General features: G+C 65.9%; 17 protein-coding genes. 7 read left to right on the top strand and 10 right to left on the bottom strand.

Annotation, left to right across the window (positions count from 1 at the left end):
* The first annotated feature begins 74 nt into the window (after positions 1-74).
* Positions 75-2,564 (top strand): glycerol-3-phosphate 1-O-acyltransferase PlsB, encoded by a 2,490-nt coding sequence (gene plsB / locus K2O50_RS05795; protein ID WP_050704396.1) that lies wholly within the window; start codon positions 75-77, stop codon positions 2,562-2,564.
* A 65-nt stretch (positions 2,565-2,629) separates the two neighbouring features.
* Positions 2,630-3,319, top strand: coding sequence for a DUF4197 domain-containing protein (locus K2O50_RS05790; protein WP_050704395.1), 690 nt, complete (start codon positions 2,630-2,632; stop codon positions 3,317-3,319).
* 66 nt (positions 3,320-3,385) lie between these two features.
* Here the strand turns inward: K2O50_RS05790 and K2O50_RS05785 are convergent, their stop codons facing one another.
* Complete coding sequence (locus K2O50_RS05785; RefSeq protein ID WP_050704394.1) at positions 3,386-6,451, bottom strand: efflux RND transporter permease subunit; 3,066 nt, start codon at positions 6,449-6,451, stop codon at positions 3,386-3,388.
* Positions 6,452-6,457: 6 nt separating this feature from the next.
* Positions 6,458-7,558: an efflux RND transporter periplasmic adaptor subunit gene (locus K2O50_RS05780; protein WP_050704393.1), complete on the bottom strand. Its 1,101-nt coding sequence runs from the start codon at positions 7,556-7,558 to the stop codon at positions 6,458-6,460.
* A gap of 171 nt (positions 7,559-7,729) precedes the next feature.
* On the opposite strand from K2O50_RS05780, the gene K2O50_RS05775 reads away from it, so the two are divergent.
* Positions 7,730-8,371, top strand: a complete 642-nt coding sequence (locus tag K2O50_RS05775) for a TetR/AcrR family transcriptional regulator (RefSeq protein ID WP_050704392.1) — start codon at positions 7,730-7,732, stop codon at positions 8,369-8,371.
* Between the two features lie 857 nt (positions 8,372-9,228).
* On the opposite strand, the gene K2O50_RS05770 is transcribed toward K2O50_RS05775, so the two are convergent.
* Positions 9,229-10,011, bottom strand: a complete 783-nt coding sequence (locus tag K2O50_RS05770; protein ID WP_050704390.1) for a class I SAM-dependent methyltransferase — start codon at positions 10,009-10,011, stop codon at positions 9,229-9,231.
* 96 nt (positions 10,012-10,107) lie between these two features.
* Between K2O50_RS05770 and K2O50_RS05765 the strand changes: the two genes are divergently transcribed.
* Positions 10,108-10,728 (top strand): energy transducer TonB, encoded by a 621-nt coding sequence (locus K2O50_RS05765; RefSeq protein ID WP_220689976.1) that lies wholly within the window; start codon positions 10,108-10,110, stop codon positions 10,726-10,728.
* 2 nt (positions 10,729-10,730) lie between these two features.
* Here the strand turns inward: K2O50_RS05765 and K2O50_RS05760 are convergent, their stop codons facing one another.
* From K2O50_RS05760 to ppc, 7 genes are all read right to left on the bottom strand, one after another.
* Complete coding sequence (locus K2O50_RS05760; RefSeq protein ID WP_050704388.1) at positions 10,731-11,420, bottom strand: extensin family protein; 690 nt, start codon at positions 11,418-11,420, stop codon at positions 10,731-10,733.
* A 6-nt stretch (positions 11,421-11,426) separates the two neighbouring features.
* On the bottom strand, positions 11,427-12,257 hold the full coding sequence (locus K2O50_RS05755; protein WP_050704387.1) for an oxaloacetate decarboxylase: 831 nt from the start codon (positions 12,255-12,257) through the stop codon (positions 11,427-11,429).
* Between the two features lie 22 nt (positions 12,258-12,279).
* Positions 12,280-13,149 carry a DUF72 domain-containing protein gene (locus K2O50_RS05750; protein WP_050704386.1) on the bottom strand — a complete coding sequence of 290 codons (870 nt, stop codon included), beginning with the start codon at positions 13,147-13,149 and terminating at the stop codon, positions 12,280-12,282.
* 3 nt (positions 13,150-13,152) lie between these two features.
* On the bottom strand, positions 13,153-13,443 hold the full coding sequence (locus K2O50_RS05745) for a hypothetical protein (RefSeq protein ID WP_050704385.1): 291 nt from the start codon (positions 13,441-13,443) through the stop codon (positions 13,153-13,155).
* 132 nt (positions 13,444-13,575) lie between these two features.
* Positions 13,576-14,250, bottom strand: coding sequence for a tRNA (adenosine(37)-N6)-threonylcarbamoyltransferase complex dimerization subunit type 1 TsaB (gene tsaB / locus K2O50_RS05740; RefSeq protein ID WP_050704384.1), 675 nt, complete (start codon positions 14,248-14,250; stop codon positions 13,576-13,578).
* Between the two features lie 90 nt (positions 14,251-14,340).
* Positions 14,341-14,991, bottom strand: coding sequence for an adenylate kinase (adk, locus tag K2O50_RS05735; protein WP_028691565.1), 651 nt, complete (start codon positions 14,989-14,991; stop codon positions 14,341-14,343).
* A gap of 258 nt (positions 14,992-15,249) precedes the next feature.
* Positions 15,250-17,877, bottom strand: a complete 2,628-nt coding sequence (ppc, locus tag K2O50_RS05730) for a phosphoenolpyruvate carboxylase (protein ID WP_050704383.1) — start codon at positions 17,875-17,877, stop codon at positions 15,250-15,252.
* A 144-nt stretch (positions 17,878-18,021) separates the two neighbouring features.
* Here ppc and K2O50_RS05725 point away from each other — a divergent pair, with 144 nt between their 5' ends.
* From K2O50_RS05725 to K2O50_RS05715, 3 genes are all read left to right on the top strand, one after another.
* The gene (locus K2O50_RS05725; RefSeq protein ID WP_050704382.1) at positions 18,022-18,366 is read left to right on the top strand and encodes a hypothetical protein; all 345 of its coding nucleotides are present in this window, start codon (positions 18,022-18,024) and stop codon (positions 18,364-18,366) included.
* Positions 18,367-18,621: 255 nt separating this feature from the next.
* On the top strand, positions 18,622-19,035 hold the full coding sequence (locus tag K2O50_RS05720; RefSeq protein WP_050704381.1) for a DUF4398 domain-containing protein: 414 nt from the start codon (positions 18,622-18,624) through the stop codon (positions 19,033-19,035).
* 49 nt (positions 19,036-19,084) lie between these two features.
* Positions 19,085-19,873, top strand: a complete 789-nt coding sequence (locus K2O50_RS05715; RefSeq protein WP_050704380.1) for an OmpA family protein — start codon at positions 19,085-19,087, stop codon at positions 19,871-19,873.
* Positions 19,874-19,967 lie beyond the last annotated feature (94 nt).

The following is a 19,967-nucleotide window of genomic DNA, read 5'->3' as shown; positions in this document are numbered from 1 at the left end:
TTTTGCTGAACTTACGCAGATACGGCAGACTAACGGGCTGTAAAACACGAAAACTTTCACCAGGGCCCCACCCCATGACCCGTTCTCCCCTGCGCCGCCTCATCTTCGGCGCCCTGCGTCGCGTTCTCTACCTGTGGGTGCGCTCCGAAACCATCAACCAGTCCTCGCTGACGCTCAAGCTCGACCGCAGCCGACCGGTGTTCTACGCCCTCTCCTCGCCGTCGCTCACCGACCTGGCCGTGATCGACCACGAGTGCACCAAGGCGGGGCTGCCACGCCCGGTATTGCCGGTGGCCGTCGGCCCGCTGCAGGAGCCTGCGGCGTTCTTCTACCTGACCCCCGAGCCTGACTGGCTCGGCCGCCAGGACAAACGTGGCGCGCCACCGACGCTGGAGCGCCTGGTCGCGGCGATCAGCCAGCACGCCGAGGAAGACGCGCAGATCATTCCGGTCAGCGTGTTCTGGGGCCAGACCCCTGCCAGCGAGTCGAGCCCGTGGAAGCTGCTGTTCGCCGACAGCTGGGCCGTCACCGGCCGCCTGCGCCGCCTGCTCAGCGTGCTGATCCTGGGGCGCAAGACCCGGGTGCAGTTCTCCGCACCGATCCACCTGCGCGAACTGGTGCAGCACAACAAGGGCCATGAGCGCACCGTGCGCATGGCCCAGCGCATGATGCGCGTGCATTTCCGCAACCTGAAGACCGCGGTGATCGGACCCGACATCTCGCACCGACGCAACCTGGTCAAGGGCCTGGTGCACGACCCGCTGGTGCGCCAGGCCATCAGCGACGAGGCCGACCGCGAGAAGATCCCCTACGCCAAGGCCGAAGCCAAGGCGCTGCACTACGGCAACGAGATCGCCTCGGACTACACCTACACCGCCATCCGCTTCCTCGAAGTGGTGCTCAGCTGGTTCTGGAACAAGATCTACGACGGCATCAAGGTCAACCACATCGAGCAGGTACAGGGCATCGCCCCCGGCCACGAGGTGATCTACGTGCCCTGCCACCGCAGCCACATCGACTACCTGCTGCTGTCCTACCTGCTGTTCCGCAACGGCCTGACGCCGCCGCACATCGCCGCCGGCATCAACCTCAACATGCCGGTGATCGGCGGCCTGCTGCGCCGCGGCGGCGCCTTCTTCATGCGCCGCACATTCAAGGGCAACCCGCTGTACACCGCGGTGTTCAACGAGTACCTGCACACCCTGTTCACCAAGGGCTTCCCGGTCGAGTACTTCGTCGAGGGCGGCCGCTCGCGCACCGGGCGCATGCTGCAGCCACGCACCGGCATGCTGGCGATCACCCTGCGCAGCTTCCTGCGTTCCTCGCGCACGCCGATCGTCTTCGTCCCGGTGTACATCGGCTACGAGCGGGTACTCGAAGGCCGCACCTACCTGGGCGAGCTGCGCGGCGCCAGCAAGAAGAAAGAATCGATCTTCGACATCTTCAAGGTCATCGGCGCGCTCAAGCAGCGCTTCGGCCAGGTCTATGTCAACTTTGGCGAGCCGATCCGCCTCAATAGCTTCCTCGACGAACAACAGCCCGGCTGGCGCGATCAGCCGCTCGGCCCGCAGTTCCGCCCGGACTGGCTCAACGACACCACCACCCGCCTGGGCGAGACGGTCGCCCGTCACCTGAACGAAGCCGCGGCGATCAACCCGGTCAACCTGGTGGCCCTGGCCCTGCTGTCGACCAGCCGCCTGGCCCTGGACGAGCGCGCCCTGACCCGCGTGCTCGACCTGTACCTGGCCCTGCTGCGCCAGGTCCCCTACTCGCCGCACACCACGTTGCCCGACGGCAACGGCAAGGCGCTGATCGACCACGTGCTGGGCATGGACCTGCTGGCCGAGCAGAAGGACGCGCTGGGCCGCATCCTCTACCTGGACGAAGCCAACGCGGTGCTGATGACCTACTACCGCAACAACGTGCTGCACATCTTCGCCCTGCCGGGGCTGCTGGCGAGCTTCTTCCTCAGCAGCTCGCGCATGAGCCGCGATCTGCTGGGCCAGTACGTACGGGCGCTGTATCCGTACCTGCAGGCCGAGCTGTTCCTGCGCTGGACGCCCGAGCAGCTGGACGAGGTGATCGACCAGTGGCTGACCGCGCTGGTCGAGCAGGGGCTGCTGCGCAGGGAGCAGGACATCTACATGCGTCCAGCACCCAGCTCGCGGCAGTTCGTCCTGCTGACGCTGCTGGCGCGTACCATCACCCAGACCCTGCAGCGCTTCTACATGGCCACCTCGTTGCTGCTCAACAGCGGCCAGCACACGCTGAGCGCCGAGGAGCTGGAGGAGCTGTGCGTGATGATGGCCCAGCGCCTGTCGATCCTGCACGGCCTGAATGCCCCGGAGTTCTTCGACAAGACCCTGTTCCGCCACTTCATCCAGACCCTGGTGCGCGAAGGCGTGCTGCAGCCGGACGGCGATGGCAAGCTGGGTTACCACGACAAGCTCGCCGAACTGGCCGAAGGCGTTGCCAAGCGGGTACTGTCGGCGGAGCTGCGCCTGTCGATCCGCCAGGTAGCCTTGCACCGCGATGAAACACCGGAACCTGTGGCGGTCGAGTGAACTGGCCCGCCCCCGGTCTACCCGATACGCTGAACCTGCTCCATTCTGTCCATAAGGAAATCCCCATGATTCGCTCCTCCTTGCGCTTCACCACCCTGTGCGCCGGCCTGCTGCTGTCGGCCAGCGCCCTGGCCCTGTCGCTGGGCGACCTGTCCCAGAGCGACGCCTCCGGCGGCCTGAAGGACGCCCTCACCCAAGGCGCGCAGATCGCCGTCAAGCAACTGAGCACCCCCGGCGGTTTCAGCAACAACCCCGACGTGCGCATCGAACTGCCGGGCAACCTCGGCAAGGCCGCCAAGGCCATGAAGATGTTCGGCAAGGGTGAACAGGTCGAAGCCCTGGAAACCAGCATGAACAAGGCCGCCGAGGCCGCGGTGCCACAAGCCCAGGCGATCCTGGTGGACGCGGTGAAGAAGATGACCGTGACCGATGCCAAGGGCATCCTCAGCGGCGGCCAGGACTCGGCCACCCAGTACCTGAACAAGAGCAGCCGCGAGCAGATTCGCGCCAAGTTCCTGCCGATCGTCAAGCAGGCCACCGACAAGGTCGGCCTGGCCCAGCAGTACAACAACTTCGCCGGGCAGGCCGCAGGCCTGGGCGTGGTCGACGCCAAGAGCGCCAACATCGAGAGCTACGTGACCGAGAAAGCCCTGGACGGGCTGTTCGAGATGATCGCCAAGCAGGAAGAGAGCATTCGCCAGAACCCGGCCGGTGCCGCGACCAGCCTGGCCAAGAAGGTGTTCGGCGCACTCTGAGGCGTCGGTTCCGATCGCGGGTCAAGCCCGCTCCCACCGTGGGAGCGGGCTTGACCCGCGATGTTGTCAGTCCTTCCTGACCCTGAACCACGCCGCATACAGCGCCGGCAGGAACAGCAGGGTCAACACCGTGGCGACGATCAACCCGCCCATGATCGCCACCGCCATCGGCCCGTAGAACACGCTCCTCGACAGCGGAATCATCGCCAGCACCGCCGCCAATGCGGTCAGCACGATCGGCCGGAAGCGCCGCACCGTGGCCTCGATGATCGCCTGCCAACGCTCCATCCCCGCAGCGATATCCTGTTCGATCTGGTCCACCAGGATCACCGAGTTGCGCATGATCATCCCCGCCAGGGCGATGGTCCCGAGCATGGCGACGAAACCGAACGGCTGGCGGAACACCAGCAGGAACAGGGTCACGCCGATCAGCCCGAGGGGCGCGGTGAGGAACACCATGAACATCCGCGAGAAACTGCGCAGCTGGATCATCAGCAGGCTCAGCACCACCACGATGAACAAGGGCATGCCGGCATTCACCGAGCGCTGGCCACGCTCGGAGTCTTCCACCGTGCCGCCCACTTCAAGCAGGTAGCCATCGGGCAGCTCGCTCTTGATCTGGGCCAGGGTCGGCTGGATCTGCTTGACCAGGGTCGCCGGCTGCTCCTTGTCGTAGATGTCGGCGCGCACGGTGACGGTGGGCAGGCGGTTGCGGTGCCAGATGATGCCTTCCTCGAAGCCGTATTCCAGGGTCGCCACCTGCGACAGGGCCACGCTCTGGCCGTTTTCGGTGGGCACCGCCAGGCTGCCGAGGTTGCCCAGTTCGCGCCGCTCCTGCGGGGTGCCGCGCAGGAGGATCTCGATCAGCTCGTTGTCCTCGCGGTACTGGCTGACGTTGCTGCCGGTCAGCGAGCTCTGCAGGAAGCTCGACAGGTGCGCGGTGCTCACCCCCAGCGCCCGGGCGCGGTCCTGGTCGATATCCAGGTAGACCGCCTTGCTCGGTTCCTCCCAGTCCAGGTGCACGTTGACCACATGGGGGTTCTCACGCACCTTGGCCGCTACCTCGCGGGCCAGGGCGCGGACCTTCTCGATGTGCTCGCCGGTGACGCGGAACTGCACCGGATAGCCCACGGGCGGGCCGTTTTCCAGGCGCGTGACCCGCGAACGCAGGTCGGGGAACTGCTGGTCGAGGGTGCCGATCAGCCAGCTGCGCAGACGCTCACGGTCCTCCAGCGACTTGGCCAGCACCACGAACTGGGCAAAGCTCGCCGCCGGCAGCTGCTGGTCCAGCGGCAGGTAGAAGCGCGGCGAGCCGGTGCCGACGTAGGCGACGTAGTTGGCGATGCCGTCCTGCTGCTTGAGCAGTGCCTCCAGCTGCTTGACCCGTTCGGCGGTGTTGTTCAGCGAAGCGCCTTCGGCCAGCTTCAGGTCGACCATCAGCTCCGGCCGGCCGGAGGCCGGGAAGAACTGCTGCGGCACGAAACGGAACAGCAGGATGCTGCCGACGAACGCGGCGATGGTCAGGACGATCACCGTCTTGCGCCGCCGCACGCACCACTCCACCACCCGCCTGACGCGCTGGTAGAACGGCGTGGCATAAGGGTCGGGGGCATGTCCGTCGGCACCATGGCGGGCCGCGTGAAGCTTGGCCAGGTCCGGCAGCAGGCGCTCGCCCAGGTAGGGCACGAACACTACTGCGGCGACCCAGGAGGTCAGCAGGGCGATGGTCACCACCTGGAAGATCGAGCGGGTGTACTCCCCCGTGCTCGAAGCCGCCGTGGCGATCGGCAGGAAACCGGCGGCGGTGATCAGAGTACCGGTGAGCATCGGGAACGCGGTACTGGTCCAGGCGTAGCTCGCCGCCTTGAGCCGGTCGTAGCCCTGCTCCATCTTGATCGCCATCATCTCCACCGCGATGATCGCATCGTCCACCAGCAGCCCCAGGGCCAGTACCAGCGCCCCCAGCGAGATCTTGTGCAGGCCGATGCCGAAGTAGTGCATGGCGGCAAAGGTCATGGCCAGCACCAGCGGAATCGCCAGCGCCACCACCAGGCCGGTACGCAGGCCCAGGGAGAAGAAGCTCACCAGCAGGACGATCGCCAGGGCCTCGATCAGCACCTGCACGAACTCGCCGACCCCGGCCTTCACCGCCGCCGGCTGGTCGGACACCTTGCGCAGTTCCATGCCCGCCGGCAGGCTCTGCGCCAGGCGGGCGAACTCGCCTTCCAGGGCCTTGCCGAGCACCAGGATGTCGCCGCCGTCCTTCATCGACACCGCCAGGCCGATGGCGTCCTCGCCCATGAAGCGCATGCGCGGCGCGGGTGGGTCGTTGAAACCGCGCTGCACGTCGGCGACATCGCCGATACGGAAGGTGCGGTCACCTACGCGGATGGGGAACTGGCGAATCTGCTCGACGCTGTCGAAGCGCCCGCTGACCCGCAGTTGCAGGCGCTCGCTGGGGGTTTCGAAGAAGCCTGCGGTGCTCACCGCGTTCTGCTCGCGCAGCGCCTGCTGCACGGCGGCCAGCGGTACGCCCAGAGTGGCCAGCTTGACGTTGGACAGCTCGATCCAGACCTTCTCGTCCTGCAGGCCGATCAGCTCGACCTTGCCCACATCCTTGACCCGTTGCAGCTGGATCTGGATACGGTCGGCGTAGTCCTTGAGCACCGCATAGTCGAAGCCGGCGCCGGTCAGGGCATAGATGTTGCCGAAGGTGGTGCCGAACTCGTCGTTGAAGAACGGCCCCTGCGCCTCGGGCGGCAGGGTGTGCTTGATGTCCGCGACTTTCTTGCGGATCTGGTACCACAGCTCGGGGATGTCCGCGGAATGCATCGAGTCGCGGGCCATGAAGGTGACTTGGGACTCACCGGGCCGCGAGAACGAGACGATCCGCTCGTACTCGCCGGTTTCCATCAGCTTCTTTTCAATACGCTCGGTGACCTGGCGCGACACTTCCTCGGCGGTCGCCCCGGGCCACAGGGTACGGATGACCATGGCCTTGAAGGTGAAGGGTGGATCCTCGCTCTGCCCCAACTTGGTGTATGACATGGCGCCGATCGCCGCCAGCAGGATCATCAGGAACAACACGATCTGGCGATTGCGCAGCGCCCAGGCGGAAAGGTTGAAACCCATCGGGACTTACTCCTTGGCCGCCAGGTTCACTTCACGGTTGCTGCGGTCCACAGGCCGCACCTGCTGCCCTTCGCGCAGCACATGACCGCCCGCGGCGACCACCCAGTCGCCGGCCTGCAGCCCTTCGAGCACCGGCACGCTGTCGGCGCCATAGGCGCCCAGGCGCACCTGTGCGCGTTCCAGGCGGTTGTCCTTGCCGACCTTCCAGACATAGGCCTGGCCGGCCTCGGCAGTCACCGCCGAGAGCGGCACCGCCAGCGGCGAGCGTTCGGCATGCTCGATGAACACACGGGCGCTCTGGCCGAGTTCGGCCGGCGTGTCGCTGGAGGTGAAGGCGATGCGTGCGGCAAAGGTCCGCGAACGCGGGTCCGCCGCCGGGGACAGCTCGCGAATGCGGCCCTCGAAGCGTCGGTTCGGGTGCGACCACAGCTCCACGCTCACCGCCTGGCCGACGGCGAAGCGGGCGAACTGCTGCTCGGGCAGGCCGATGGCCACTTCGCGCTCACCGTCGGCGGCGAGGGTGAACACAGTCTGTCCGGCGGCCACCACCTGGCCCACCTCGACCTGGCGCTTGGCGATCACCCCGGCCTGGGGCGCGCGCAGCACTGTGTACTCGGCCTGGTTGCCGGCCACTTCGAACTCGGCCTTGGCCTGCTTCAGCCGCGCCTGGCCGGCACGGTAGAGGTTCTCGGCGTTGTCGAACTGGGAGTGGCTGACCATCTGCCGGTCCAGCAGTTTCTGGTAGCGGTCGCGCTCGGCGCGGACCAGCGCCAGGTTGGCCTCGGCCGCCGCCAGCTGGGCGCGGTTGGCCTCCAGCTGCAGGCGCACGTCCTGGGGATCGAGTTCGGCCAGCGGCTGCTCGGCCTTGACCCGCTGCCCCTCTTCCACCAGGCGCTTGCTGACCTTGCCGCCGATGCGGAACGCAAGTTCAGGCTCGAAGCGCGCGCGCACCTCGCCCGGATAGCTGTCGGCCGAGGCCTGCGCGGGTTGCGGCTGAACCACCAGCGCCGGGCGCGGCGCGGCAGGTGGCGCGGCCTCCTGGCCGCAGGCGGAAAGCAGGAGCACGGCGACTGCCGGCAGGGCGAGGGACAACGCACGACGCAACATGATGAATGACCTTTGGCAGAGGGCGCATCGAATATTTATACTGACGAGTATATTAAGTCAGCGAACCGGGCCGGGGAAGCGGGCGTGTCAGAGAAAATCCATATTGGCCTTGCGACGTATGCTGCAGCCGACGCCTTCACGACCCGGTAAGATGTGTCCCTTTCACACTGAATGCGGTCCCTCATGTCCAACGACGCACCCATCGGCCCAGGCCGGCCCAAGGACCTGGCCAAGCGCGAGGCCATCCTCGAAGCCGCCAAGCACCTGTTCCTCAGCCTTGGCTATGCCAACACCAGCATGGATGCGGTCGCTGCGGCGGCAGGTGTTTCAAAGCTCACTGTCTACAGTCATTTCACCGACAAGCAGACGCTGTTTGGCGCGGCGGTCATGTCCACCTGCCAGAACCAGTTGCCTGACTTGATGTTCGAGTATCCGGAAGGGGTGGCGGTGGAGGATGTGCTGCTGAACATTGCCCGGGGGTTCCAGGCGCTCATCAGCAGTGACGAAGCGGTCAAGCTGAGTCGCCTGATCTTTGCCCTGGGTAGCCAGGATCCGGGGTTTGGGCAGTATTTCTACGAGGCGGGGCCGAAGCGGGTGATGGCCGGGATGGCGGCGCTGCTGCATTGTGTCGACCAGCGGGGGTTGCTGCGGATCGACAACCCGTTGCGGGCGGCGGAGCATTTCTTCTGCCTGGTGAAGGGGGCGCCGGATTATCGGTTGTTGCTGGGGTGTGCGCAGGCGCTGAGTGGGGATGAGGCTGAGGCGCATGTGCGGGAGGCTGTTGGGGTTTTTGTTCGGGCTTTTCGGAGGTAGTTCGGGTTCGGGTTCGGGGGTGATTGTTTTGATTTTTGCATGCTCATTCGTAGGCGATGTCGACATTTAGTCACCTTTTCGCCTTTACGGCGACCTACTTTTCTCTAGGGAAAAGTAGGCAAAACCGTTCCGCTCCGTTCATCCGGCCCCTACGCTGCGCTCCGGGGTCCCCTCGCTCCGTTCTTGCTCCCGGGAGGACCGCGCTGAACGCCCCATCCTGGGGCGCAGCGCTTGACGGCCATCCATGGCCGTCACCTCCCTACGCAAGAACTCCGCTCGGCCTCCTGAAGTCGCAATTGGCGGCGCCTGGACTATTGCGCGCTTAGAAGCAAGAGCAAGAGCAAGAGCAAGAAATGCGAAGTTAGTTTTTTGGCCATTAATTATGTATTGGCTGTTCCGGCCCTTTCGCGGGGCAAGCCCGCTCCTACAGATATCTATATAACGACGACTATTGCGTGGGAGCGGGCTTGCCCCGCGATACGATCGAGAGATCAACTAAACTTTCAACTAGCGACAGCTGCGCCAGTCCAGGCGCCGCTCGTAACTTCGCGACTTCAGGAGGCCGAACGGAGGTCTTGCGGAGGGAGGTGACGGGCATGGATGCCCGTCAAGCGCTGGGGCCCAGGATGGGCCCTACAGCGCGGTCCTCCCGGGAGCAAGGCCGGAGTGAGGGAACCCGGAGCGAAGCGGAGGGCCGGATGAATGGAGCGAGGCGGCTTTGGTTACTTTGGCCAAGACCAAAGTAACCCGCCGTAAGGGCGGAAAGGTGAATAAGCGTCGACATCGCAAATGAATGCGCATATAACTTCAAAAACAAACACCACCCAAACCCAACGAACTAACGAACTAACGAACAGTCAAGCCTTCAAAGCCTTCTTGGGATATATATCATACCGACTCGATTTCCCCTCCAGACTATGACTCGGCTTGGCCCCCTCGATAATAGGCGCCTTGCGCGGCCGCTTGACCACCACCCGATGCGTGGCGAGCGCCAAAGCCGCCTCGAGCAACGCCGGCGCATCCAGGTCATCGCCGACCAAAGGCCTGAACACCCGCATTTCCTTCTTCACCAAGGCACTCTTGTCCCGATGCGGAAACATCGGATCCAGGTAGATCACCTGCGGCGCCTCCCCCTCCCAAGCCCGCATCCGCTCGATGGCATTGCCGGTCAGCAAGCGCATGCGCGCAACGATCGGAGCAATCTCCTCATCCCCCCGCGCCCGCACCAACCCATCTTCCAGCAGCGCGGCAATCAACGGCTGACGCTCGATCAGGGTCATCTGGCAACCCAGGCTGGCCAGTACGAACGCATCCTTGCCCAACCCCGCCGTAGCATCGAGCACCTGCGGCCGCACGCCCTGGGCGATGCCCACGGCCTTGGCGATCATCTGCCCGTTGCCACCGCCGTACAACCGCCGGTGCGCCGCCTGCCCCTCGACGAAATCCACCCGCACCGGCCCCGGCGCCTGCGGCCCGAGCTGCTGGATCTGCAGCCCCTCGTCCCCCAGCTGCACGGCGAACTCCGCGGCATCATCGACCAACGGCAAGCCCAGCCGCTCGGCCCATGCCTCGGCCTGCGCCTGAAACTGCGGGGCCAGTGCCTCGACCCTGATACCTGCGCCTTGCTGCTGCTCTACCATCCGTTCCCGCACTCGAAATAAATTAATGAAACCCCGGCCAGAGCCGATACAGGCAATATCCCGCTATTCTGCCAGAGCTCAACGTCCGCGACTGCCATGTCAGACACTCTTCCCATCGGCTTGACCTACTTGTCGCCCGTCGGCAACTACGGTCGACAGAATACCCAGGCACTGGGTGGCGTCAGCCACCTGTGGCAGGATTTCTTCGCCCAGGCCATGGCAGAGCAATCGCAAGGCGAAGTCGACACCTTCAGCCAGGCGCTGCTGCAGTGCGACCAGGACAGCGGCGAACCGGTCGGCGGCGCCCGTGCCCTGGCCCTGATCGACGCCCAGCGCGCCCTGCCGGTTCACGACACCGAGGTGGCCCCGCCCGAGCCGCTGTTCCTGCCCAAGGCGGAACTGGAAGCCAAGCTGCTGCCACCCGCTCCGGAGCCCTTCGACACCGTCGAACTGATCGAGCAGCAACGCCAGCTCGATATCAGCAACAGCTGGTTGCGCCCGGTGATCATGAGCCAGGGTCACCCCATCGCCGAGCCCGGCCCCGACCCATCGCCGCGGCCGCTGTTCCTGCCAATCGCCGAGTTCGAGACCAACCTGCTCGACCCTGCGCCCGAACCCTTCGACGAGCAGACGCTGGCCAAGCAGCAGAACGACCTGGAGTTCGATATCCACTGGGCGCGCCCGGTGGTGCTGAACAACGTGCGCGTGCACGCCTGAGTTCAACGGCAGATCTGCCAGAAGCCCATGTCCAGGTGAAAGTGGTTGTGGTGCGCGGCGTTGTAGTCCGGCCCCAGCGCCGTGCTGAAGCTTTCGCAGGCCGACGCCTGCACTTGCCGCAGGAAGTCAGCCTTGGGGCCCTCTCCCGACCAGTCCTGGGCCAGTACGATGCGCTGGCCATCCTTCAGACGAAAACCACTGATATCCAGCGCATTGGCCGTGGCATGCTGGCTGAGCCGGCCCTGCTTGCGGTGGTAGACATTGCGGCAGGCAAAACTGCCCAGATGATCGACCTGAACCACTGGCTGACCGAACACCCGCTGCGCCGCCGGCTGCAATCCATGCATTTCGAACAGTGCATAGGCCACCGCCAGCGGACAACTGGCGAGGAAGCTGCTGCTCAAGCGCGCCTGCCCGCCCTCCACACGCCAGACGTTGCGCAACGGACAAGCGGCCTGCGCCGGGCTGTCACTCTGCGGGCGATAACGCAGCGTGGTGGTCTGCAACGCCTGGCGGCATAGCTCGGGATCGTCGCGCAGACGCGACAGCTTGTAAGGCGTCAGCAAATTCGGGGGCTGCCGAACATCCAGAGCGGCCCAGGGGCTCCAGGCAGCCGGCGGGCGCCAGCCCATCAACCAGGCGAGCAGCACAACCAACAGCAGGCTGACCAACGCAGTCAACGCTCTACCCATGGGCCCTCAACGGCGGAACAAGTCATTGAGCTGGGCAAATGGCAGAGCCTGCTCGCCATAGCTGAAGGTGCCCTGCTCACGGATCTCCAGCGCGGCCCGCTGGAAAGCGCCCAACGCCGCCCGCGCCAGCGAGGAACCGACACTGATGCGCTTCACGCCAAGGTCCTGCAGCTGATTCACGCTCAACGGTACCCCCGGCATGCCCATCAGCACATTCACAGGCCTGGGTGCGACAGCCTGCACCACCGCCCGGATCTCGTCGACGCTGCGCAGACCAGGCGCGTACAGCACGTCCGCTCCGGCCTCGGCATAGGCCTGCAACCGGCGGATGGTGTCGTCCAGGTCGAGACGCCCGTGCAGCAGGTTCTCGGCGCGGGCACAGAGGGTGAAGGGGAAGGACAGGCTGCGGGCGGCCGCGACGGCGGCGCGCACCCGTGCCACGGAGAGTTCGAAATCGTAGATCGGCGCGTCGTTGCGCCCGCTGGCATCCTCGATCGAGCCACCCACCAGCCCCACCTCGGCAGCGCGCAGGATGGTCTGCGCGCAGTCTTCCGGCAAATCGCCGAAACCATTTTCCAGATCAGCCGCCACCGGCAACGGCGTGGCGTCGACGATGGCGCGGGCATTGTCGAGGGTCTCCTCGAGCGTCAGCGCGCCTTCGGCATCCGGCCGCCCGAGGCTGAACGCCAACCCGGCACTGGTGGTGGCCAGCGCCTCGAAGCCCAGGCTGGCCAGCATCCGTGCGGAGCCGGCATCCCACGGGTTGGGAATGACGAACGCGCCATCACGCTCATGCAGGGCCTTGAAGGCTTCGGCTCGCAGGGTTTGCACATCCATGGTTCAACCTCCGACAGTCAGATCACAGTAGCCCCAGTTGTTCGACCTCAGGGGCACGCGGCAATTCAGGCAGCGCCGCCAAGCCTGGCAGCTGGGCCATCAGGCGCTGGTGAAAACGCTGGGCCAGTGCCGCGGCCAGACGGTTGTCCGAGGTATGCAGGAAGACGTACGGGCGGCGCCCCTCCTCGATCCAGGCGGCGACCTTGTCCACCCAGGGCGTGAGGAAGCGTTCGTTGGCCTCGAGCTCGGGATGGCCGATGAAGCGCACCTGCGGATGTTGGGTAAAGGCTGCCGGGCGCGGCGGCACCTTGGGCTTCTTGGCCTGGGCATGGAGCACGGCGGGCTCGCGCGAAGCGCAGCTGAACAGCGCACGCGGATCCAGGCAGATACGCTCGACGCCGCGTTCATGCAACAGGCGGTTGAGCTGGCGCTCCTCCTCGCCACGGGCAAAGAACGCGTCATTGCGCACCTCCACCGCCACCGGCACGCCGATCTCGTCGAGAAAGTGCGCAAGCTCACCCAGGCGCGCCGGGCCGAACATCGCCGGCAACTGTAGCCAGTAAGGCGACACGCGCTCGCCCAAGGGGGCCATCAGCCGGGTGAAGTCCAGCGCCGAGTCGAGCTGCTCGCGCAGATCGCCCGCGTGGCTGACATCACCGGGAAACTTGGCGGTGAAGCGAAACCCCGCCGGCATGATCTGCGCCCAACGCTCGACCGTCGCTGGCGCGGGACGGGCATAGAAGGTGGTATTGCCTTCGACGGCGTTGAATACCTGGCTGTACAGCCCGAGGAACTCACTGGTGCGGGCGTCGGCGGGGTACAGGTACTCGCGCCAGGCGTTCTCAGCCCAGGACGGGCAACCGAGGAAATAAGGGAGGGGTGATGGCGTCATCCATCAAATGTACAGGTCCAGCCCCAGCACTTCCATCTCCCAGTCGGTGAAGCCGGCAGTGGTCAGGTAGCTGGCCAGCGCCGTGGAGGTACGCCGGTCGCGGGCGCGGGGATAGATCAGGTCCTGCTGACGGGCCGGCAGGTTCTCGCCGCGACGGCTGGCACGACTGACCTGCGCGTCGATGTCCTCGATGATCTCGGCATCGGCTTCGTCGATGACTTCGCCACGCGCCGGCGCCTTGCGAGGCGCACGCTTGATGGGGTAGCTCTGTGAGGAGAAGCCGTCGATACGCATGACAGGGGCACTCAGGATCAATGATGGCAATTTAGCAGCATCAGGAATCCTTCGCTAATGCCCGAACTGATAACTGGACCACAGAACGCGCAAAAGGTTTTATCGTGAACGGCGATAGCCGACGAACTGCATTCAACGCGCCTTGGGCGTAGCCACATTGTCGCGCAGGTACACCGGTTGCGCCTGCTCGGCGGCGACCGCCTCGCCCCGCGCCCAGGCGAAGCCGGCCAGGGTGAGGATGTCCAGGGCGTTGGGCAAGGCAACGGCATCGCTGGCCGCGACCTGCACGGCCAGTCGCTCGGCATAGCCCCAACCGGTGCCGGCGCCGAACCACTCGCCATCCAGGTCTTGCGGCAGCGCAACCCGCTCGGGTGGCAGGACCATTTCCTGGCCGATCAGGCGCATCTCCCCCTGCTCGGCGCGGTAGCAGCCCCAGTACACCTCATCCATGCGCGCATCGATGGCCGCGGCCACCTGCTGCACGCCCCGCTCACGCAGCGCGCCCTGGGCCAGGGCCGCCAGGTTGGAGACCGGCAGCACCGGACGCTCGAGGGCAAAGGCCAGCCCCTGGACCACGCCGATGGCGATACGCACGCCGGTGAAGGCGCCCGGGCCACGACCGAAGGCGATGGCGTCCAGCGCGCTCAGCGCCACGCCCGAGTCGGCCAGCAGCTGCTTGATCATCGGCAGCAGCTTCTGCGCGTGCAGGCGTGGGGCCACCTCGTAGTGGCTGGTCACCTTGCCGTCGTGCAGCAGCGCGACGGAACAGGCTTCGGTGGCGGTATCCAGGGCCAGCAAGGTGGTCATCGAACGAGGTATCCAGGCGACAGGGGAAAAAGAGCGGCAGTATAAACGACAACGGCCCGCAAGCGGGCCGTCGTGACGCACGGTGATGGATCAGCTCAGGGCTGCCAGCACCTTGGCGGTGATCGACTCGACCGAGCCGACGCCTTCGATGTGGCTGTACTTCGGCTTGCCGGCGTTGGCGGCCGACAGCTTCTGGTAGAAGTCCACCAGCGGCTTGGTCTGGCTGTGGTAGACCGACAGGCGGTGACGCACGGTTTCTTCCTTGTCGTCGTCGCGCTGGATCAGGTCTTCGCCGGTGACGTCGTCCTTGCCTTCCACCTTCGGCGGGTTGTACTGGATGTGGTAGGTGCGGCCCGAGGCCAGGTGCACGCGGCGACCAGCCATGCGGCCGACGATTTCTTCGTCGTCCACGGCGATCTCGACCACCGCGTCGATGTCGACACCGGCGGCGACCATGGCTTCAGCTTGCGGGATGGTGCGCGGGAAGCCGTCGAACAGGCAGCCGTTGGCGCAGTCCGGCTGAGCGATGCGCTCCTTGACCAGGCTGATGATCAGCTCGTCGGAGACCAGCTGGCCGGCATCCATGACCTTTTTCAGCTCCAGGCCCAGCGGGGTGCCGGCCTTGACGGCGGCACGCAGCATGTCACCGGTGGAGATCTGCGGAATACCGAACTTCTCGGTGATGAACTTTGCCTGAGTACCTTTACCGGCCCCGGGAGCTCCCAGCAGAATTACGCGCATCTTGTGCTCCTCATATTTTTCTTTGCAAATCAACGGATTCGGCGCACAAGGCCAACTCCGGAAAATCGGACGAGACCGTAAAATCGGTCAAAAGGCTGCTCAAGATACACAGCGCCCGCCCCCCCGACAAGCGTCCAAAAGTGCCAGGAACGGGCCGCCCGCCGCTGGCCGGGGCACTGGTTGCGCCCGGCGCAACCGGCCGTCGGGGGTTGGCGCAAGACCAACCCCGCCAATCACCGAGACCGGTCTCGAACGACCTCAGCCGGTGTTGCGCAAACCTGCCGCGATCCCCGCCACGGTCACCAGCAAGGCCTGCTCCAACGGGCTGTCCAGAGCGGCTTCACGACTGCGCGAGCGCGCCAGCAGCTCGGCCTGCAGGCGGTGCAACGGGTCCAGGTAGGTGTTGCGCAGGCGGATGAATTCCAGGGTTTCCGGGCTGTGCGCCAGTAGCACCGGCTGCCCGGTCAGGCCCAGTACCACCTGGCACGACTGCGACAATAGGTCGCGCAGGTGCGCGCCCAACGGCAGCAGTTCGGGTTGCACCAGACGTTCGTCGTAGGCCTCGGCGATTTGCGCATCGGCCTTGGCCAGGACCATCTCCAGCATGTCGATGCGGGTGCGGAAGAACGGCCATTGCTCGCGCATCTGCGCCAGCAGCGTCCCCTGCCCGCGCGCCAGGGCATTGTTCAGCGCCGTTTCCCAGCCCAGCCAGGCCGGCAGCATCAGCCGCGTCTGGGTCCAGCCGAAGATCCACGGAATCGCCCGCAGGCTCTCGATGCCCCCGGCGCGGCGCTTGGCCGGGCGGCTGCCCAGCGGCAGGCGGCCGAGCTCCTGCTCGGGGGTGGACTGACGGAAGTATTCGACGAAGTCCTGATTCTCGCGCACCACGCCGCGGTAGGCCTTGACGCCATCGGCGGCCAGCTGGTCCATCAACGCGCGCCAGGCCGGCTCCGGCGGTGGCGGCGGCAGCAGGGTCGCCTCCAGCACGGCGGCCAGGTAGAGGTTGAGGTTCTGCTCGGCAATGCCGGGCAAGCCGAACTTGAAACGGATCATCTCGCCCTGCTCGGTGGTGCGGAAACGCCCGCCCACCGAGCCCGGCGGTTGCGACAGGATCGCCGCGTGGGCCGGGCCGCCGCCGCGCCCGACCGTGCCGCCGCGGCCATGGAACAGCAACAGCTCGACCTGGTGTTCGCGGCAGATGCGCACCAGGTTCTCCTGGGCGCGGTACTGGGCCCAGGCCGCCGCGGTGGTGCCGGCGTCCTTGGCCGAGTCGGAATAGCCGATCATTACCTCCTGCGGCCCTTGCAAGCCGGCACGGTAGCCCGGCAAACCAAGCAGGCGTTCCATCACCGGGCCCGCGTTGTCCAGGTCGGCCAGGGTCTCGAACAGCGGCACCACGCGCATCGACCGGGTCAGCCCGGCCTCCTTGAGCAGCAACTGCACCGCCAGCACATCGGAGGCCGCGCCGGCCATGGAGATCACGTACGACCCCAGCGACGCCGCAGGCGCGGCGGCGATCTCGCGGCAGGTGGCGAGCACCTCGGCGGTCTCGGCCTGGGGCTGGAAGTGCGCCGGCAACAGCGGGCGACGGTTTTTCAGCTCAGCCTGAAGGAACGTGATGCGTCGCTCCTCGTCCCACTCGGCATAGCGACCGAGGCCGAGGTAATCGGTGATTTCCGACAGCGCGTCGCGGTGGCGGGCGGCATCCTGGCGCACGTCCAGGCGGACCAGGAACAGGCCGAAGGTCACCGCGCGGCGCAGGCAGTCAAGCAACGGGCCGTCAGCGATCACCCCCATGCCGCATTCATGCAGCGACTGGTAGGCCAGCTCCAGCGGCGCGATCAGCTCGCGATTGTCCACCAGCACCGCGGCGCTGGCCGGCTGCGTGCTCGTCAGCGAGGCATGGGCCCAGGCGCGGGTGGCGCGCAGGCGGTCGCGCAGCTGCTTGAGCAGGGCGCGATAAGGCTCGGCGCTGTCGCCGACCTTGTCTTTCAGCGCGGCGCTGGCCTGCTGCATGGACAGTTCGGCGGCCAGTCCGTCGATATCGCGCAGGAACAGGTCGGCGGCCATCCAGCGCGCCAGCAGCAGGACTTCGCGGGTGACCGCCGCCGTCACGTTGGGGTTGCCGTCGCGGTCACCGCCCATCCAGGAGGCGAAGCGCACCGGCGCCGACTCCAGCGGCAGGCGCAGCCCGGTGGCCTCGAACAAGGCCGCGTCGACCTTGCGCAGGTGGTTGGGGATCGCCTGCCACAACGAGTGCTCGATGACCGCGAAGCCCCACTTGGCTTCATCCACCGGGGTCGGCCGGGTGCGACGGATCTCCTCGGTGTGCCAGGCTTCGGCGATCAGGCGGCGCAAGCGCTCGCGTACCTGCTGGCGCTCGCCGGGAACGAGGTCGCGGTGGTCCTGCGCGGCCAGTTGCGCGGCAATGGCGTCGTACTTCTGGATCAGGGTGCGGCGGGCCACCTCGGTGGGATGGGCGGTAAGCACCAGCTCGATGTTCAGCCTGGCCAGTTGCCGGGCCAGCTCATCGTTGCCGTGGCCCGCCGCCTTCAGCCGCGCTAGCAGTTCCGGCAGCACCCGCGCCTCGAACGGCTCGGGCTGGTCGGCGTCGCAGCGCCGGATCAGCTGGTACTGCTCGGCGATGTTGGCCAGGTTGAGAAACTGGTTGAACGCCCGCGCCACCGGCAGCAGGTCCTCCTCGGCCAGGTCGCCCAGGGTCGAGCTCAGTCGCTCGCCCTGCCCCCGCCGGTCGGCCTTGGCGCTGTGGCGGATGTCCTCGATCTTCTGCAGGAACGCCTCGCCATGCTGCTGGCGGATGGTCTCGCCCAGCAGTTCTCCCAAAAGGTGCACATCCTCGCGCAAGCGCAGATCGATATCACTCATCAGCCTTCTCCACTCCAGGAAACCGCATGCGCCCAAGAGTGCCCACTCGCGCCGGCGCCTGGCAAGCCGGAAGCGGCCAGAGCGACTAAAGTGAACACAGGACATCCGAAGCAATGCCATTACCAGGCTTTGACAGAGGTCATCATGAAAATTCGCCAACTCGCCCAGCACTGGGAACAGAACGCCGCCGGCCGCCTGAGCCCCACCGGCCATGTCCTGCACCTGGACATGGAAGCCGAAGCGCGCCTGGCCGCGCTGATCGACATGTACCCCAAGCGCAGCCCCGAGGAATTGCTGGGCGAACTGGTGGCGGCGGCGCTCGAAGAGCTTGAGGCCAGCTTCCCCTACATCAAGGGCCAGCAGGTGATCGCCACCGACGAGGAAGGCGACCCGCTGTACGAGGACATCGGCCCCACGCCGCGCTTCCTGGCCCTCTCCCGACGCCACCTGCAGGCCCTTGGCCGGGTGCGGGAAGAGCAGTCGCACTGAGCCTTTCCGGGTGCCGGGCAAGACCCGGCATACCGTCATCCACAGCGGAAGTTCCACGGAAATTCCGCTGACTGATTAGTCAGAAAAAAATACCTTTAGCGTGCAAATTTTTCTGAACTATTCAAAAAACGCCTCGGTCACAGCCAATAGCCATCACGGCAAAACCCTGTAAACACGGGCCTTTGCGCCCGACGCTGGCCACAGGGGAACAGCGATAGCCACTACGTGGCATCGTCGTTTAACAGGAGTGACCCAATGGAGTTGACCACCATGAAGACCCGCATCGCACAACCTTCCTCCACTCACCTGCGCGGGCTCAAGCTGGCCGCGCTGGCCCTGGGCAGCAGCCTGGTGCTGGCCGGCTGCGCGGGCAAGCCGCCGACCGAGCAATACGCCGTGACCCAGTCGGCGGTCAACTCGGCGGTCAGTGCCGGTGGCACCGAATTCGCCGCGGTGGAGATGAAGGCTGCCCAGGACAAGTTCAAGCAGGCCGAGATCGCCATGCACGACAAGCAGTACGACCAGGCCAAGCTGCTGGCCGAACAGGCCGAGTGGGACGCCCGCGTCGCCGAGCGCAAGGCCCAGGCGGCCAAGGCCCAGAAGGCCGTGCAGGATGCCCGCCAAGGCATCAACGACGTACGCGAGGAAGGCCTGCGCAGCGCCGAATGAGCCCTGCCCAGCCTCATGAGCCTTCGTTAACGATCAAAGGATGAACACTATGCGCAACTACGTCATGATTCCCGCCCTGCTGGCCCTGAGCGTAGGCCTCGCCGCCTGCTCCCACGACCCGAACGCCAACCTGGAGTCGGCCCGCACCAACTTCTCCGCCCTGCAGAGCGACCCGCAGTCGAGCAAGGTGGCCGCGCTCGAGACCAAGGACGCCCAGGACTGGCTGAACAAGGCCGACAAGGCCTACATGGATCGCGAGGACTCCAAGAAGGTCGACCAGCTCGCCTACCTGACCAACCAGCGCGTCGAAGTGGCCAAGCAGACCATCGCCCTGCGTGGCGCCGAGGCCGAACTGAAGAACGCTGCCGCCCAGCGCGCCCAGGCCAAGCTGGACGCCCGCGACGCGCAGATCAAGAAGCTGCAGGACAGCCTGAACGCCAAGCAGACCGATCGGGGCACGCTCGTGACCTTCGGTGACGTGCTGTTCGACTTCAACAAGGCCGTACTCAAGAGCAGCGCCTACCCCAACGTCACCAAGCTGGCCCAGTTCCTCCAGGAGAACCCTGAGCGCAAGGTGATCGTCGAGGGCTACACCGACAGCGTTGGTTCGGCCAACTACAACCAGACCCTGTCCGAGCGTCGCGCCGCCGCGGTGCGCATGGCACTGGTACGTGCCGGCGTGGATCCTGCACGCATCGTCGCCCAGGGGTACGGCAAGGAGTACCCGGTGGCCGACAACAGCAGCAACTCGGGCCGCGCGCAGAACCGTCGGGTGGAGGTGACCATCTCCAACGACAACCAGCCGGTGGCGCCGCGAGCGGTGAGCCAAGTCCAATGAGGGCTGCTGTCTGAATGAAAAAACCCGCCTGATGGCGGGTTTTTTCATGCTTGACCTTCCGTCAAAAGCACCTTTGAAGACACCTTTAAAAGCA

The sequence above is a fragment of the Pseudomonas sp. 2hn genome (assembly GCF_019646095.1).
GTDB lineage: Bacteria > Pseudomonadota > Gammaproteobacteria > Pseudomonadales > Pseudomonadaceae > Aquipseudomonas > Aquipseudomonas peradeniyensis.
The sequence above is the reverse complement of the archived record's forward strand: the minus strand, read 5'-3'. Positions and strand labels throughout refer to the sequence as shown.